Below are 16,090 nucleotides of genomic sequence, written 5' to 3'. Positions count from 1 at the left end.
TTATTGCCGTTGCGCCGGCAAGCGTGCCGCCTTGTTGACGTCGAACCACCAGTTGTCGAACCCGATCGAATAGGCCGGGCGTACCGCTGGCGAAGAGAATTTGTCCCAATAGGCGTAACGGTCGTGATTGGAGTACCACATCGGCAGCATATACATGTTCCAGGTCAACACCCGATCCAGTGCACGGCCAAGGGACAGCAACGCTTTTTCATCCCCTTGATGCTTCATGATCTGTTCTATCAGGGCATCGACGGCTGGATCGCTGACGCCAGGGCTGTTGTAGCTGGAGTTCAGATATTCTGTGGCCCAGTAGATCTGCAGGTTGGAGTTGGGGAACGGCATCGCGGGGTAGACCCTCGGCATCATATCAAAATCACGTTCGCGCATGCGGCGGGTGAATTGGCTGATGTCGATCTCACGGATCTGCATATCGATACCCAACCGCTTCAGATTGTGCTGGAAAGGCAGTACATATTGGAAATTGCTGCCACTCGGCAACATCAGTTCAAAGGTAAAGGGCTTACCGGTTTTGCTGTTGACCAACTGCTGGTTTTTCACTTCCCAACCGGCCTGTTTAAGCAATTCGGTGGCTTTCAGCAGGTTCGCCCGGTCATTGCCGCTGCCGTCGGATGTTGGAGGCTGGTAGATTGAGGTAAACACTTCTGCTGGCACTTTACCTTTTAGCGGGGCCAGCCAGGCCAACTCCGCAGCGTCTGGGTAGCTGCTGGCCGCGTATTCAGTATTCTGGAAATAGCTGTTGGCGCGCTGATAGGCATCGTAATACAGCGCCTTGTTCATCCAGTCGAAGTCGAAGGCCAGGGTAATGGCTTCCCGCACCCGGCGATCGGCGAAAATCGGGCGCTGGATATTGAATGCCAGCCAGCGGGCATTCTGCGCCGCCTGATTGGTTTCATCCTGTTTGATGATGAAGTTGCGCGCGAAGTTACCGCCTTGATACTGGGTGGCCCAGCTTTTTGGCGAGCCTTCGACGCGGAAATCGTAAGCCCCGGCCTTAAAGGCTTCAAGCGCCACCTTATCGTCCAGGTAATAGTCGTAACGCAGCGTGTCGAAGTTATAGCGCCCACGATTCACCGGCAGATTGGCGGCCCAATAGTCACGTACGCGCTCATAGGTAATATATTGGCCCAATCGGTAGCTGCTGATTTTATAAGGGCCACTGCTTAGTGGGGGAACAGTCAGTGGTTCATTCAGTTTATGGTCTTTCCAGAAGCTTTCTGGCATCACCGGCAGGCTTAAGAGGCCGAGTAGCTGATCTCTATCCGGTTTGGGGAGTTCTATGCGCACAGTCAGACGGGAGATGGCCTTGACGGTGACGCCTTTATACGACGAACGGAATTGCGGCACCCCTTCGGTCATAAATTTGTTGAAGGTAAAGGCCACGTCGGCGGCGGTGATCGGGCTGCCATCATGGAAGCGCGCGCGTGGGTTGATATCCAGCTCCATCCAACGCATATCTGCCGGATAGCGGGCAGATTCCGCAATCAACGGATAATAGCTGGAAGGCTCATCGTCCGAGCTGGTGAACAGCGTGTCGTAGAGTTCCCCGGTTCTTTCACCAGGTACACCGCGCGAGGCGAAACGGTTGAAGTTATCGTAGGTGCCGATGGCTGCCAGCCTAACGTCGCCGCCCTTGGGGGCCGCAGGGTTCACGTAGTCAAAATGGCTAAAGTCGGTGGAATATTTCGGTTCACCGAGCGTGGCGAAAGCGTAGCTTTCATTAAGGGTTTCGGCCTGCATGCTAAAACTGAGTGCCGAAAGCACCAAGGCAGCAAAAATGCGTACGGACATCTCTACGGTAAGCTCCTGCTAGCTATACCCGTTGCCTTTCAAGCCATGGCTTGAAATACGTCGGATATAAGTCAATTAATCCAGCCGGTAGCATAGCATTTCAGGCTGGTTTTCTGAGTAAAGAAGTTTAAATATCAGGGATTAACTGCGGCCTGATAATCAAAAACGGCCTTATTCTGGCAAAAGGCCACAAACTCCTCAATACCCAGTGGCTTACTGAAATAATAGCCCTGCATGAAATTAACGTCGCGTTCTTGCAGAAAACTCACCTGTTCGGCGGTTTCAACGCCTTCCGCCACGGTCAGCATTTTCAGCTTTTTAGACAGCGAGATCACTGCGTCCAGGACGGGAGCGGTCGCCGTATCCTGGCCAATGGTATTGACAAAACCGCGGTCGATTTTGAGGTAATCCAGGGTAAAGCGTTGTAGATAGATTAAGGCGCTGTGGCCGGTACCAAAGTCATCCACGGCGATTTCAACCCCTTGGCGATGTAGCCAGTCAAACTCTTCCAAGGCATTTTGCTCTTCCACCATGCCGCGCTCGGTGATTTCAAACACCACGGTGAAATAGTCGGTTGGCAACTTAGCCAGTAGCTCGGTGATATCGTCATGGAACGAAGGCGCATTAAGGTGAGAAGGCGCGAGGTTAATGCCCAGTTTGGCGCCCCGTGGCAGAGCTTGTACCAATTGCGGGATATCTGCCACGATCCTACGGAACAGGTGGCGGGTCAGCGCTACGATCAACCCTTCGCTTTCAGCATAGGGGATAAACAGATCGGGTGGAATGCGCCCCTCGGTGGGATGCTGCCAGCGGATCAATGCCTCAAGGCCGGCAATGGTGTTGGTTGCAGAGTGAAACACGGGTTGATATTCAGCAAAGATCTCATTGTGCTTGATGCCTCTCATCAGGGCCCGTTCGGGGCTTTGGCGCAGTATCTGCATATAGTAATACAGCGCGCCCACCATCAGGGAGAGCACCAGACTACCCAGCACGGTCAAACGGATATCATTAGCCGTCAGGGATTGGTGATAGAAGATCATACTCAGTGGATAGCCCGGGACGGCTAGTTGGCTGGCGTGGCTTTTAGGTAATTGCGCCAGCGGCAGCATATTCGAGCTGAAGGTGGTAACCGCATGCCCCCCGATCACTATGGCAAATCCGGGAGTATCCCTATCGGGCGAATTGAGCAGCAGGTAGGGGGCCAGGGTGAGATCCAGCGTGGCTAATATGCCGGTATTGCCTGGCCCTGGTTGGCGTAACCACACGGCAATCGCTGGTTTTCCAGGCACCATCGGCGTGCCTTGTTGTAATGCCATATCCAGTGGCTTATGCCAGTCGATATCGGAATAAATATGGCTCATCCGCAGCATCATGTTACCGGTTGCCGAGGAGCAATAGGCAAAACCGTCTTTTACCAGAACAAAGGTGCGTACGCCGGGGGTAAATGCAGCACGGTAGGTCAGATCGGACTGAGCCTGTTCGCAGGGTTTACCGGTAAGCGGCATGATTTGTTGCATCATTTCTTGCAGATGATCGAGGTAATTAACGGCAAATTTCTGCGTACGGGTTTCGATTTTATGCTGATATTGCGAGCGCTGATGATCGATCAGAAATAAGGTGACAGAGGTAAAAACAATGAGGAAAACGACGGCGACAATACAGCTTTTAGTCAGGCTACGTCGTGTGTTGGATGCATGGCGTGCAAATGCTCCCTTCAATCCCATTACTCGCCCCCTGAGCGCAGCATAAAAATATTATTGTTATATTGCTGGTGATTAATATATCCCACCGATCCTGCCTGCGTCATTATTCGTTTGGCTTGCACCAAGGCTGTCTGTTGAGACACAGCGTAAATAGTGCGTTACGAAATGGCATGTCACTTGACGATAATAGGCTATTTTTTCAACCGTTGCGTGGTTTATGGCACAGTGATAAGCGAAAATAGCGATGCGGGTTTGTTCGGCGCCAGCATGACCGTGAAAAAAAACGCTGCCCTGGGGCAGCGTTCTCGTCTCGTTTGTTTGGCTTTCAGGACCAGATTCAGATACTGCGCCGTTAGCTGGAGCTTTTACCCAGTAACCGGCGGCCTTCACGATAACGTTTATCCCAATAGTTATCCGAAAGGCTAGAGATTGTCACACCACTGCTGGTAGAGGCATGAACGAATTTGTCGTTACCCAGATAGATGCCGACGTGGCGGCCAGTAGAACCGGCGCGGAACAGCACTAAATCGCCTGGGCGCAGTTTGGCGCGTTGGATTTGTTTGCCCATATCTTCTTGCTCATAGGTTGAGCGGGGCAGATCCATACCAAACTGTTCGCGGAAGGTACGTTGCACAAACGCCGAGCAATCAATACCGCGCTTGCTTTCACCGCCTAAACGGTAGCGGACGCCTTTCCAATCAGCATACTGGTCCATAATCTTTGACTTGACGTCAACGTTACGCACCATCGCTTCGAATTCATCCTGAGAGGCTTGCAGTAAAAGACCGTTTTTGTCATTAACTGCATGCATCTCAGTTTGTGATCTATCTAACTTCGAAGTGTTTGTTGAGCTACAGGCGGAGAGCACCAAGGCTGCCGCAATTGCAGGTAAAACCCGCAAAAAATATCTCAGAAAAGGTTGAGATTTGACCATTGTAATTGTTTTCCCTTGAAGTCCTTAACGACGCAAGTCGTTATCTGAAAAATACCAAACGGAACGAGACTAGTTGGCACTGGCAGGAAGGACAATCAGTTAGCATCGGAAATGTGCAGGAACGCACAGTTTTCGGATTTTTACTAATGAGCCAAGCTAAACCAGGCACAAACGCATCCGAGAGTACCGGAATGACGTGAGGATTGCGAGCCTTTTTCCGACATTCTTTATATGAAATTGTGATGTAACATAATGTAAATCTTCATATAAAAAACCGCGGTTTGGCGGTTATGTTGGATTGAGGTTAATTAATGGGGTAGGCATGTTAACGGTGTGGTTGTTGAGTAAACAAGATCCGGCCGGTAAATAACCGAGAGGCGCTGGCCTCCCGGCTATCATAACCTAAAGTTATGGCTGCGTTGGGCGATACTTACCAGGTAGTTTGCAGTTCAACCAGTGGATCACAACATCGCTGGCCGGTGTCATCAGCCACCAACTGGTTCCGACCATCACCACCGACAGCGAGCCGACGGCAATATCGGTAAACCAATGTGCGCCGATCATGATGCGTGGCAGGCAGAAGACCAGGGTGATCAGCAGCGCGATGGCAAATGCCGTGCGATTAAAGTAGCGCAGCATAAAGCAGGAGAAAATCATCAGCATCATGCCATGATCGCCAGGGAAGCTGTCGCTGGAGGCGTCTTTGGTTGGGATGCCGGTGAGTTCGCTGACCCGGTTGATATTGTCAAAAGTCAGGGTTGGGCTGGCGTGTTTGACCGGCAGCAGGTGGCCAAACTGGTTGAGCACCACTCCCGTTAACAACATCACGACGCCGGTAACGATCAGACGGCGGCGGCCAAAGGCATCCTGCTTGAGGTAGAAGTAAAGGTACAACAACCCCATGGCGATGAGTGAAATGACGTCGAATATCCGATTGTTGGTGATCGCCACCATTCTCAGAAACCAGGCATCGCTGGCCAGATGTTGGTTGAAGTAGAAAAAGATTGCTGAGTCAATCTTGAACCAGAACCCGTGATCCGTGGGTAAATACCAGGAAAGAAATAGCACGATGCCCAAGACGTTGAGCATGAGGATGAAGGGTAAATTACGGCGTGTCATGGCTAACCTGTAAAAATCAAAAAAATAATGCCAACGTTAAAAGCATTAACTTAAACGAATGTTAAACAAGGCCGCTTGCAAAGCATTCCAGTTGGCCTCGTCGCTGTGGATCAATTCGATACGGCTGTCGAGCGGAGCGGTGGGGCGCGTCTCGATACTGAGATCCTGCCCTTGGCGGTTGATCAGCAAACTGCCTTCGGCAATGCGTACCACTGCCTTGGCCCGATCAACCGGTGCTAACCTGATCCATTCCATCATACCGACGGTATCGAAGACGGTTTCTCCATCAAATATCCAGCCGCAGCTGATGAATCCTTGGCCTTGATTAAGGGCGCGGCGCCAGCGGGAGTTTTCGGGCAAACGCAACGCTGCCAATCCTTGGGTCTTGGCGTGGCTATGATGATGCTGTGCGTCCGGCAATTCTGTGCAATTGGTGCGTGGCCGATCCAACAGCTTGATATCCATGCGCCCTTGCTCGATGGTAAAGACCGGCCGCTGCTGGCCATGCAGGGTTTGCCAGGTTTCCAGAGCCAGGGCATCTTGCGGCTGCCAGGTATCCATTTTATTGGCGATGATGACGTCGGCTGCGGCCAGCTGATCGCGGAAATTTTCATTTTCGCTATAGCGAGATTCGCCGAGTTGGCGGGGATCGAGCACACAGATCGTTGCCAGCAAATCGATCCACCCACCATAGGTTTCCTGGGTCAACAGCGCCAGGATCTGCTTAGGGTGACCTAATCCAGTGGGTTCAATCAGTAACCGATCGGGTTTGGCCTGTTGCAGCAACATATTCAATCCTACCTGCATAGGTAGCCCGTTAACGCAGCACATGCAGCCTCCGGGGATCTCTTTCAATACCGCACCGCTGTCGGCCAGCAGGGCGCCATCGATACCAATCTCGCCAAACTCGTTGACCAGCACGGCCCAACGCTCATTTTCCGGCTTATTGGCCAACAGGTGTCGAATGGTGGTGGTTTTGCCGCTACCGAGAAAGCCGGTGATCAGATTGGTTTTTGTCATTTGGAGATTCCCGTTAGTGATGTTTTCAATGTATGCAGGTTGGCAATTATTTGCTTATTTATCGCTCTTGGCCAACTAGGAGGAGAAGATCACAAATTTAAGCATAAAAATCGCCTGTTTTTTGTGCGCTTGTTTTTCGCTAAAACGATAGGATTTTTCCCATAAAAACGTGGCGTTAACAAAGTCAACTGTACCGTACCGTATTGTTTCCACGACCTTAATTCAACGATTAACCGTTAAAAAAACTGCCTATCCTTACGATTATTCCTAAAAAAGTAACCTATCTTTAAAGTGGCTTAACAAAAGTGAGGTTGCCATGAATAGCTTACGGTTAATTTTGATCGCAGGAGCGTTGTTTTCATGGATGGCAGCAAGTCATGCGGGTTCCACAGGTGGCGTTATCCACTTTGTGGGTGCCATTGTCGAAGGCCCTTGTACGGTAGATGTTAGCAACTCAACGGCGAATACCCAATGTTATCGTAACGGGCGAAACTACACAGGCACGCAAAGGCTGGCAAGTTTTGATGCCAGCAGTAAAGAACTTCCGCTGAATATCGGTACCACCGAAATGCGGTGGGTCGATCAGCAGAAAAAACTCGCAATAATGACAGTGATTTATCGTTAAGTCCTCTAGTCATGCCGAGTGGGGCTCGGCATGACTTCCCCAGATCCCGCATTTTGATTCGTTTTCTCCACACCTTTCATTGCCCAACCGACTGACCAGGATTGTGCACGGCAAGCCGTCTGCACAGCAGGCCGTTGTCAGATAATAAATTAAGACTTTTCCGAATTGAAATCTGTATTTTGCGGCAATAAATTATGCGCCGCCAGAGAGGTAGGGATACATCTAACTAGATGATAAATAGATAAAACCTTTCTAACTTGCGCTTAATCCAAGAACTTTTTTTCAGGTTTATATTGGCTTAATAACAAGTGAGGTGACCATGAAAAGCTTACGGTTATTTTTGATCGCAGGAATGTTGTTTTCATGGCTGGCAGCTGGTGTGGCTAATGCAGCTACCGGTGGCGTGATCCACTTCTATGGCGCCATTGTCGAAGGCCCTTGCACGGTGGAAGTCGCTGACTCAACGGCGCAAACGCAATGCTATCGCGACGGGCAAAACTACACCAGCAAACATCGGTTAGCGAGCCTGCAGAGCGGTAGCAAAGAGCTGCCAATGAATCTCGGCAAGAGCGAAATCAAGTGGTTGGATCAGCAGAAAAAACTCGGAATAATGACGCTGGAATACCATTAATCCACATTCAGTCAAGTGGCCGTCATGCCTGGTAGATTGGCATGGCGGCCGGTAGGGATCAATTCAACTGGGTGGTTACCCAATCTTTTACCGTCTGGCGTGCCCCTCGATCGCGCAATGACAGATAGGCCCGGGTTACCTCCGCCACAAACGTACTATCTGCTGGCAACTGCTCGCCAAACACGCTTTTCAACGCCAGCAATGCGGTCACGCGGGGTTCTCCGTCCTGTGAGCTGCTAACGGCCTGTTGCAACGTGGCCAGCATGGGGTCGCGGATATCAATCGGTTGCCCGGCGTCATCAATCCCGCCGACATAACGCATCCAGCCCGCTACGCCAAGCGCAAGCCCCGCATGGCTGCCGCCATATTGCCGATGCCAACGGATGGACTCCAGCAGGCGCTGAGGCAACTTTTGCGAGCCATCCATAGCGATCTGCCAGGTACGGTGTTGCAGTGCCGGGTTACTGTAACGTTCGATCAACTGCTCCGCGTAGGCGGCCAGATCGATGCCAGTGACCTGCAGCGTCGGAGCCTGCTCGTTCAACATCAAATGGTGTGCGGCGCGGCGATAATTCTCATCCGCCATACAGTCAACTATGTATTGGTAACCCGCCAGATAGCCGAGGTAGGCCAGGAAGGAGTGGCTGCCGTTGAGCATCCGTAGTTTCATCTGCTCGAACGGCAGAACGTCGTCCACCAGTTGCACACCGGCATCCTCCCAGCGTGGACGGCCAGCGACAAAATTATCTTCCACCACCCATTGAATGAAGGGTTCACAGGCAATAGCGCATTCATCACGCACGCCACCCAGAGCGGCGGCGATTTCATCAAGCGTTGCTGGCGTAGCGGCTGGAACGATGCGATCGACCATGGTGCTGGGGAAGGTGACGTGTTGCGCGATCCACTCGGCCAGCTGTGGATCGCGCGCTTTGGCTAGCCCAGTCACCGCATTGCGCACCACATGCCCATTCTCTGGAATGTTGTCGCAGGACAGCACGCTAAAGGCGGGTAGATGACGTTCTCGACGCCGGCGCAGTGCTTCCACCAGGATCCCCGGCACCGTGGTGGGTTGGGCCGGATTAGCCAAATCGGCTTTGATCGCGTCGTGTTGCAGGTCTAATTGGCCGCTACCGGGTTCGATACAGTAGCCTTTCTCCGTAATGGTCATGGAGACGATCGCCACCTGTGGCTCGGCCAGCTTTTCCAGCACGGCGTCGATGCCTTCCAATTTGCGATGTACGCTTTCGTGAACGGCCCCCACCACGATGGCCTGATCGCCCGCCGCGCCCTTTTCCAACACGGTGTAAAGATGATCCTGGTCGCGCAGGGTCTGGAATAGCTTATCGCCGCCGAACAGACTGATCTCGCAAATCCCCCAATCGCCGCCGTTACGGTTGAGTACTCTGTCGGTCAGCAATGCCTGGTGAGCGCGGTGAAAAGCCCCAAAGCCCAGGTGGACAATTCGGCTGCGCAGGCTCTGGCGATCGTACTGGGGCAGTTGTGTCTTGGCGGGTAACGGTGAGTTGGCGATAGTTTTCATTAATGGCTCCATGACGAGAGCAAGGGGCGGTTGATCGCTGGTATAAAGCTATCAGACCAGTTAGCCGCAGGTGTATGCCCGGCTCTCGCGTATCTGTTAACAACCGCCAGTGTAGAGCGGTAGAGAGGTGAATAAAATTGGTCGGTCCAAAATATCCCAGGATCGTGAGTTGGATCAATCAATCGACGTTTCTGTTTTGACAGCATGCCGCTAATCAGTAAGGTTAAAGATGAATGATATCTACTGCAATGTGGTATAACAGGATTGATTTGATTTTGCGATCTACCTCACCACCGATATCGCTTTAACGATGACAGAGCGACTTTTACAAGGATAAATCAATGGAACAAACATGGCGTTGGTATGGGCCGAACGATCCGGTTTCGCTGGACGATGTGCGTCAGGCTGGTGCGACTGGCGTAGTGACCGCGTTACACCATATTCCTAATGGCGAAGTGTGGCCGGTTGAACAGATCAAGGCGCGGCAGGCTCTGTTAGCGGAAAAAGGGCTGGTGTGGTCGGTGGTGGAAAGTATCCCGGTGCACGAGGAAATTAAAACCCACAGCGGCAACTATCAACGTTATATCGCCAACTATCAACAATCGCTGCGCAATCTGGCGGAATGTGGCATTGATACCGTGTGCTACAACTTTATGCCGATCCTCGACTGGACGCGTACCGATTTGGAATATCAACTGCCGGACGGTTCCAAGGCTTTACGCTTTGATCAGATCGCCTTTGCGGCCTTCGATTTGCATATCCTGTGCCGCCGTGGGGCCGAAAAAGATTACACCGACGAAGAGCAGTCCCAGGCACAAAGCTATTTCAAGGCGATGAGTACGGCAGATATTGCCAAGCTGACCGGAAATATCATAGCCGGATTGCCTGGGGCGGAAGAGGGATACACGCTCGATCAGTTCCGTGCTCGGCTGGCGGAGTACGATCATATCAATAAGGCGCAGTTGCGCGAAAATATGGCCGTATTCCTGCGCGCTATCGTGCCGGTAGCGGAAGAGGTGGGGGTCAGGTTGGCAGTGCATCCCGATGATCCACCGCGCCCCATCCTTGGCTTGCCGCGTATTGTTTCCACCATCGAAGATATGCAGTGGCTGAAAGAGACGGTAGATAGCATCTATAACGGCTTCACCATGTGTACGGGTTCTTACGGCGTGCGTGCGGATAACGATCTGGTGCGGATGATTGAGACCTTTGGCGATCGCATTCACTTTACCCACCTGCGTGCTACTTGCCGCGAGCAAAACCCTAAAACCTTCCACGAAGGGGCGCACTTGCAAGGGGATGTGGATATGGTTGCGGTGGTTGAAGCTATTCTGGCAGAAGAACAGCGCCGTCATAAAGCGGGCGATCTGCGGCCTATCCCAATGCGACCAGACCATGGTCACCAGATGCTGGACGATCTGAAGAAGAAAACCAATCCGGGCTATTCGGCCATCGGTCGGTTGAAAGGTTTGGCGGAGGTTCGTGGGGTTGAGCTGGCGTTAAAGCGGCGGTTTTTCCCAGAGTTACTCTAGCAAAAGCAGGGCGCACTCAGGTTGCGCCCCTACCGTTGACTAGTCTGCGCGGCTCATATAGCGGCGTTCTGCAATATGAATGCGGATTTTATCACCGCTGCTCAGGTACTCGGGTACCAGAATGGTCAAGCCGGTCGCCATGGTGGCCGGCTTGTTACGCGCACTGGCAGAAGCTCCTTTGATGCCCGGAGCGGTTTCAACAATTTCCATATCCACGGTCTGCGGCAGTTCCAACGCCAGCACCTGGCCATCCAGCGTCAGTACCTGCATACCCGGCAAACCCGCTTCAGGGATGAACAGCAGCTCATCTTCGATCTGATCTTTCTTGAAGATATAAGGGGTGTAGTCTTCATCGTCCATGAACACATACTCTTCGCCGTCAATATAGGAGAAGTTTACCTTGCGGCGGGAGAGGCTGATGGTGTCCAGAATATCATCACCTTTAAAACGTTCTTCTACCTTCAGCCCGGTACGGACGTCGGAGAAGCGCATTTTATACAGCGTGCTGGCACCACGGGCGCTTGGGCTCTGGACATCGATGTCCTTTACCAGCAGCAGTTTGCCGTTGTAATTGATCGCCATACCGCGCTTGATTTCGTTCGCTCTTGCCATTGGAATACCCTGTCGAAATGGATTTTAGGAAGTTGCGACAAGTTACTCGCGCCGTGCTTTTCAGGCAAGAGCCGCGCGCAAAAAGAGTGGGGAAAAAGGGCGGCCGTAGCCGCTCCTGAGGCTTATTTAAACACCGGCAGCAAATCTAATAGCGTTAGCACGTGGGCCACGGCGTTGATCGCCCCAAACAGGATGATGAACAGGATCATGCCTTGACCGCCGGGAGCACGGTAGCTCGCCTGTGGGAAACGGCGGCGGCTGGCGCGTGCCATCATCGCAGGGACGATCACCGCCCAAATGGTGGCGGCCAAGCCAGCAAAGCCGATGGCGTACAGGAAACCGTTCGGGAACAGTAACGCGGCTAACGTTGGCGGCACGAAGGTCACCAGTGCCGATTTGGTGCGGCCTGCCTGGTTATCCTTGAACTTGAAGAAGTCGGCGAGAAAATCAAACAGCCCCAGCGACACCCCCAGGAATGAACTGGCCAGCGCCATATACGAGAAGGCATTCAGCAGTTGGCCTACCGCATAGCTACTGGAAATGTTACCCATCTGCTTGAGCAGGCTGCCGATGTTGCCCCCTTCGGCGATCACCTGTTTGAAGGCATCACGAGCGATATTTCCCTGGATCACATACTGCCACAGGATATAGATCGCCAGCGCCAGCAAGGTACCGTATACCAGGCTGCGCACCACGGCACCGCTGTCTTTCTGATAATACTTCACCAGGCCGGGCACGTTGCCGTGGTAGCCGAACGAGGTCAGCAGGTAAGGCAATGCCGCCAGCGCATAGGGCAGGTAGTTGGCGTCGCTACCACCCTGGTTGAACAACACGGCGGGTTGCACGTGGGTGAACATATCACCGACGGACAACACAAAGGTAATCACCATACCGCCAATCAGAATGGTGCTCAGGCGATCCACGGCGCGGGTGGATAACCAGACGATAAAGGCCACAACGATGGCAAACACCAATCCGGACAGGGTTTGGTTGGCCCCGAAGACGCCTTCCAGCGTATGGGCGATGATCGAACCGCCCGCCGAGATATAGGCATAGGTCAGAATATAGAGTACGAAGGTGATCGACAGGCTGTTAAGGGTATTCCAGCCTTTGCCGAGCAGATCTTTGACCACGGTGTGGAAGCTGGCGCCCGCCGGATAATTCATGGTGGCTTCCAGGATCATCAGCCCGGAGATCAGCATACAGAACCAGGTATAAATCAGCAGCGCCACGGAGCCGCTGAACCACACGCCAGAAGTTACGATAGGAATGGAGAACATACCAGCACCTACGGCGGTGCCGGCAATGATCATCGCGCCACCGAGTACGGAAGGGCGGGAAAGCTTCTGGATGGTGTCCGCAGACATTATTGCTCCTGGTTGGCCGTTGGCCTTGAGTTCTTTTGTACTAGCTCAATGGTACGTGCGCGATGTGTGCATGTAAAGCGGATATTTGGTGTGATTGGTGCAATCTTCAGCGGTTAGGAGCGTTATTTTGGTGGTTTTTTTGCTCATACAGCCCTCTCTAACAGGGCGGGGCTGCAATGGCGTTGTGGTCAGGTGCAGAAATCTCTCTGTTCGCACTCACGAAGGGTTAGAACTGTGCTGTAGTCAGGTGCCGAAGTCTATCAGTGTCACGTTATAATATTCCCTAAGCGAGATGGAGTTATTGCGGTGCCGAGGCCAGTTACTGACGTTAAGTTGTAGCACATTCAGTCCCCTCTCCCTGCGGGAGAGGGTTAGGGTGAGGGGCGTCACTTTACGTATTGTGATGTATTTCTTTGTTTAATTGTTGGGTATTGCGGGAAATGCCACTCATCTACAAAGTGATAAATCTTTCACATAAGTCGTTGGTGACATCCAGGAAATTTTATCGCACGTGAAATAGCCATCATGTTTAAGTTTGTAGTTTACATACAACGAGACCGGTAAACTAAAAAGGATTGATGCCACTGCCAATCTCATTAAATGCCTAACAACTATCATATTATGTCTTGGCAATCTATCGAAAATAAAGAAAAAAACAGAACCAGATAAGGCATAGAGTATCAGAGGTGATCCAAAGAAGCACATAAATATAGAGGCTGAAAAAGTTATTTCATCCTTCATTAATATCAATGAAGTGGCGTAACTGTAAATCATTAAAGTTCCACCAGTGAATATAATTAGCAGTACTCTTGCCCCTAATACTTTCCAGTATCTGTTTTTCACAAGACTATCCTTATCTTATGGTAGGTTTCACTGACAAAGTGATAGGTTCGTGACATAAGTTGTAGGTGACTGCCATGATATCCTGTTACATGTTAAATAACCGGTATGCTTTAGTTTATAATCAACATATAAAGCAATGGGTAAGCTGATAACAAATGAGGTAAACATTAGATAAACCAAATATCGAGTGATTCCTTTGTCGTATTTTGGGCGCTTATTGAAAATAAAAAAATATATACCGCTAAGCATGGCATATATTAGCAGTGGGCTGGAAAGGAAAACCATAAGAACAGATGCGGAAAATGTTATCTCATCTTCCATGAATACTAATAATACTACATATTGATAAGTTAGTAATGCTGCGAATGAACATAGTATAAAGAGCACTGTTGCTAGCAATATTTTAACGTATTTATTATTCATAGTAGTCTTAATGTTGACGTGTTCAATAAGTAGCCACCAGAAAATCTGCTGGCTATTCACTAAATCAATAAACTCTCTCATCCCATATACTATAGCCCGATGTGCCTGAAATATTATGCTGCCAATCAATGCTTGTGTAGGATAATGAAATGATCTCGTAGGGCTGACCATCATTTTGTGTCAGTGCATTTGGGCAGTGCTGGGTGATGTCTGAGATATAGGCATCCTTAAGCTTTATAGTATAAAAAACTTCTAAAGTCCCAGCCGGATTGACACGGTACATGTATAATGCAATTTGTAATTTTTCATTATTTGATATTGCCATTCCAAGCAAGGGCGATGATTTGTCAATCGGCTTGGTTATTCTGACTGGCTGGTGGGATACATTTTGCATTCTGGATATATTGTGATCGAAAGCAAGAATGTAAACTTGATCCTCATGTCCTTTTTGACATCTATTGCCAATGGAGTCAAGAGTCGAGCAACCAGCAGATATCAAACCTTGCTTAATACCGTTGATACTTGCATAAATTAAATTGGCCATAAGTCCCTCTATAATATAGTAAAATCATTGACAAAGTGATAAATCTTTTACATAAGTAGTTGGTGACATCCAAGAAATTCTATCGCATGTGAAATAACCATCATGTTTAAGTTTGTAGTTCACATACAGGGATATAGGAAAACTAAAAACTAATGATGCGAACGCTATCATGATTAAATACTTGCTGATTATCATGTTATATTTTGGTTGTCTGTCAAAAATAAAGAAAAAAACAGAGCAAGAAAAAGTGTAGAGTATCAAAGGTGTTGCAAAAAAGCAGATAAATATAGAGGCTGAAAATGTTATTTCATCCTTCATTAATATCAATGAGATGATATAACTGTAAATCAATATCGATAAGCATATAAATACAATCAGTAATGCCGTTGCTCCTAATACTTTCCAAAATCGATTATTTACACTCATCTTTTTAACCCATTGAGGATATATTGAAAGTTTGCTTCTGGTGTTCTTGGTTTTACCTTCATCCTTTCTTTCAATAATGCTATTAATTTATTGCTTATTCCATAATGTTTATCGATGGCGTCTAAACCGGCAACAATTAAAAATCCAACAAAAAAACTATTGCTGCGACACCGATAATGCTCCCACCCACTGCTGCTGTTGCCGTTAGAAAAACACCTAATGCATAAGATGCAACGGTGGTAATGGCGAGTTTAGCCATATCCATAGTTATATTTCCGATGAAATCAGCCAAGGTGTAGTCATCTTTAAAAATGCTTTCTATGATTCTATATCCTATAGAAAAGATAATGCAAAACCTCACACCTCTCATTATTCCTGAAGTAATACCCTGCTGTCCTATGCCCATCGCTAACATTTGTGGATGGTTAGCAGCATATCGCGTTCCAGTTATAGTTCTTCTAAGCCCCGCATAGCCGGATATGTGAATAAGATTCACTCCATTCGCTCCCGGAAACACCATGGCAGTTATTCCTATTCTCTTGAATTCAATGATGACATCATATAACCCACGCGCATCATTTATATTGCCTGCATAAGTAGAAACAGGATCTGTCACTTTAAATACAGAGGAGACGACATTCTTTGGTTCAAGGCCTCTGGAAAATGCATCGCCACGGCTGGTACTTTGTTGCTCAAAGCCCCGAGCGAACGCTTCACCACGGCCCAGACCTGGGTTTCCAGGGCGGCGAGAGTTGATGTCATCAATAATACCTTTTGCCTCAGCGATCGTGAGAACGACGTGATATTGCGTATTATCGCTTAATGCTTTCTCTAAGCCGATAGTATCAAGGAACTCATGCTGGGGTTTTAGCTGGTTGATCCCGACATTACCCTTCAGGAAGTCCCCCATGTAGCCTTCCCAACTTGGGTTGAAATTTTTATCTGACATGATCTCACTCCAT

General features: G+C 49.9%; 15 protein-coding genes and 1 pseudogene. 3 read left to right on the top strand and 13 right to left on the bottom strand.

Features of this window, described 5'->3' with window-relative positions; genetic code table 11:
* From ACMV5H_RS08000 to ACMV5H_RS07980, 5 genes are all read right to left on the bottom strand, one after another.
* Complete coding sequence (locus ACMV5H_RS08000; protein WP_414821676.1) at positions 1-1,809, bottom strand: extracellular solute-binding protein; 1,809 nt, start codon at positions 1,807-1,809, stop codon at positions 1-3.
* A gap of 134 nt (positions 1,810-1,943) precedes the next feature.
* Positions 1,944-3,533 carry a cyclic di-GMP phosphodiesterase gene (locus ACMV5H_RS07995; RefSeq protein ID WP_414821675.1) on the bottom strand — a complete coding sequence of 530 codons (1,590 nt, stop codon included), beginning with the start codon at positions 3,531-3,533 and terminating at the stop codon, positions 1,944-1,946.
* A gap of 331 nt (positions 3,534-3,864) precedes the next feature.
* Positions 3,865-4,446 (bottom strand): bifunctional murein DD-endopeptidase/murein LD-carboxypeptidase, encoded by a 582-nt coding sequence (gene mepS, locus ACMV5H_RS07990; RefSeq protein ID WP_024528047.1) that lies wholly within the window; start codon positions 4,444-4,446, stop codon positions 3,865-3,867.
* Between the two features lie 408 nt (positions 4,447-4,854).
* Entirely contained in the window at positions 4,855-5,565 is a 711-nt protein-coding gene (locus tag ACMV5H_RS07985; RefSeq protein WP_021805867.1) for a phosphatase PAP2 family protein, read from the bottom strand.
* Positions 5,566-5,610: 45 nt separating this feature from the next.
* The gene (locus ACMV5H_RS07980; RefSeq protein ID WP_021805866.1) at positions 5,611-6,585 is read right to left on the bottom strand and encodes a CobW family GTP-binding protein; all 975 of its coding nucleotides are present in this window, start codon (positions 6,583-6,585) and stop codon (positions 5,611-5,613) included.
* A gap of 316 nt (positions 6,586-6,901) precedes the next feature.
* On the opposite strand from ACMV5H_RS07980, the gene ACMV5H_RS07975 reads away from it, so the two are divergent.
* Both ACMV5H_RS07975 and ACMV5H_RS07970 read left to right on the top strand, forming a co-directional pair.
* Complete coding sequence (locus ACMV5H_RS07975) at positions 6,902-7,210, top strand: fimbrial protein (protein WP_037375456.1); 309 nt, start codon at positions 6,902-6,904, stop codon at positions 7,208-7,210.
* Between the two features lie 319 nt (positions 7,211-7,529).
* Positions 7,530-7,841, top strand: a complete 312-nt coding sequence (locus ACMV5H_RS07970; protein ID WP_021805864.1) for a type 1 fimbrial protein — start codon at positions 7,530-7,532, stop codon at positions 7,839-7,841.
* Between the two features lie 58 nt (positions 7,842-7,899).
* On the opposite strand, the gene ACMV5H_RS07965 is transcribed toward ACMV5H_RS07970, so the two are convergent.
* A complete protein-coding gene (locus ACMV5H_RS07965; RefSeq protein WP_115158163.1) occupies positions 7,900-9,381 on the bottom strand; it encodes a mannitol dehydrogenase family protein in 1,482 nt (493 codons plus the stop codon).
* A 341-nt stretch (positions 9,382-9,722) separates the two neighbouring features.
* Here ACMV5H_RS07965 and uxuA point away from each other — a divergent pair, with 341 nt between their 5' ends.
* Positions 9,723-10,913, top strand: coding sequence for a mannonate dehydratase (gene uxuA / locus ACMV5H_RS07960; RefSeq protein ID WP_223536007.1), 1,191 nt, complete (start codon positions 9,723-9,725; stop codon positions 10,911-10,913).
* A 39-nt stretch (positions 10,914-10,952) separates the two neighbouring features.
* On the opposite strand, the gene yeiP is transcribed toward uxuA, so the two are convergent.
* The 7 genes and pseudogenes from yeiP to ACMV5H_RS07925 form a co-directional block, all read right to left on the bottom strand.
* Complete coding sequence (gene yeiP, locus ACMV5H_RS07955) at positions 10,953-11,525, bottom strand: elongation factor P-like protein YeiP (protein ID WP_021805861.1); 573 nt, start codon at positions 11,523-11,525, stop codon at positions 10,953-10,955.
* 122 nt (positions 11,526-11,647) lie between these two features.
* Positions 11,648-12,892, bottom strand: coding sequence for a tryptophan permease (mtr, locus tag ACMV5H_RS07950; protein WP_115158161.1), 1,245 nt, complete (start codon positions 12,890-12,892; stop codon positions 11,648-11,650).
* Between the two features lie 447 nt (positions 12,893-13,339).
* Positions 13,340-13,633, bottom strand: coding sequence for a DUF1240 domain-containing protein (locus tag ACMV5H_RS07945; protein ID WP_414821704.1), 294 nt, complete (start codon positions 13,631-13,633; stop codon positions 13,340-13,342).
* Between the two features lie 129 nt (positions 13,634-13,762).
* Positions 13,763-14,056: a DUF1240 domain-containing protein gene (locus ACMV5H_RS07940; protein WP_414821703.1), complete on the bottom strand. Its 294-nt coding sequence runs from the start codon at positions 14,054-14,056 to the stop codon at positions 13,763-13,765.
* 166 nt (positions 14,057-14,222) lie between these two features.
* Complete coding sequence (locus ACMV5H_RS07935; RefSeq protein WP_024484964.1) at positions 14,223-14,702, bottom strand: Hcp family type VI secretion system effector; 480 nt, start codon at positions 14,700-14,702, stop codon at positions 14,223-14,225.
* Positions 14,703-14,726: 24 nt separating this feature from the next.
* Positions 14,727-15,020 carry a DUF1240 domain-containing protein gene (locus ACMV5H_RS07930; protein ID WP_414821702.1) on the bottom strand — a complete coding sequence of 98 codons (294 nt, stop codon included), beginning with the start codon at positions 15,018-15,020 and terminating at the stop codon, positions 14,727-14,729.
* A 104-nt stretch (positions 15,021-15,124) separates the two neighbouring features.
* A pseudogene (locus ACMV5H_RS07925) lies at positions 15,125-15,744 on the bottom strand (hypothetical protein).
* Between the last annotated feature and the right edge of the window lie 346 nt (positions 15,745-16,090).

Source organism: Serratia sp. N21D137, assembly GCF_047530005.1.
Lineage (GTDB): Bacteria > Pseudomonadota > Gammaproteobacteria > Enterobacterales > Enterobacteriaceae > Chania > Chania fonticola_B.
Note: the sequence above shows the minus strand (reverse complement) of the source record. Positions and strands in the feature narration are given on the sequence as shown.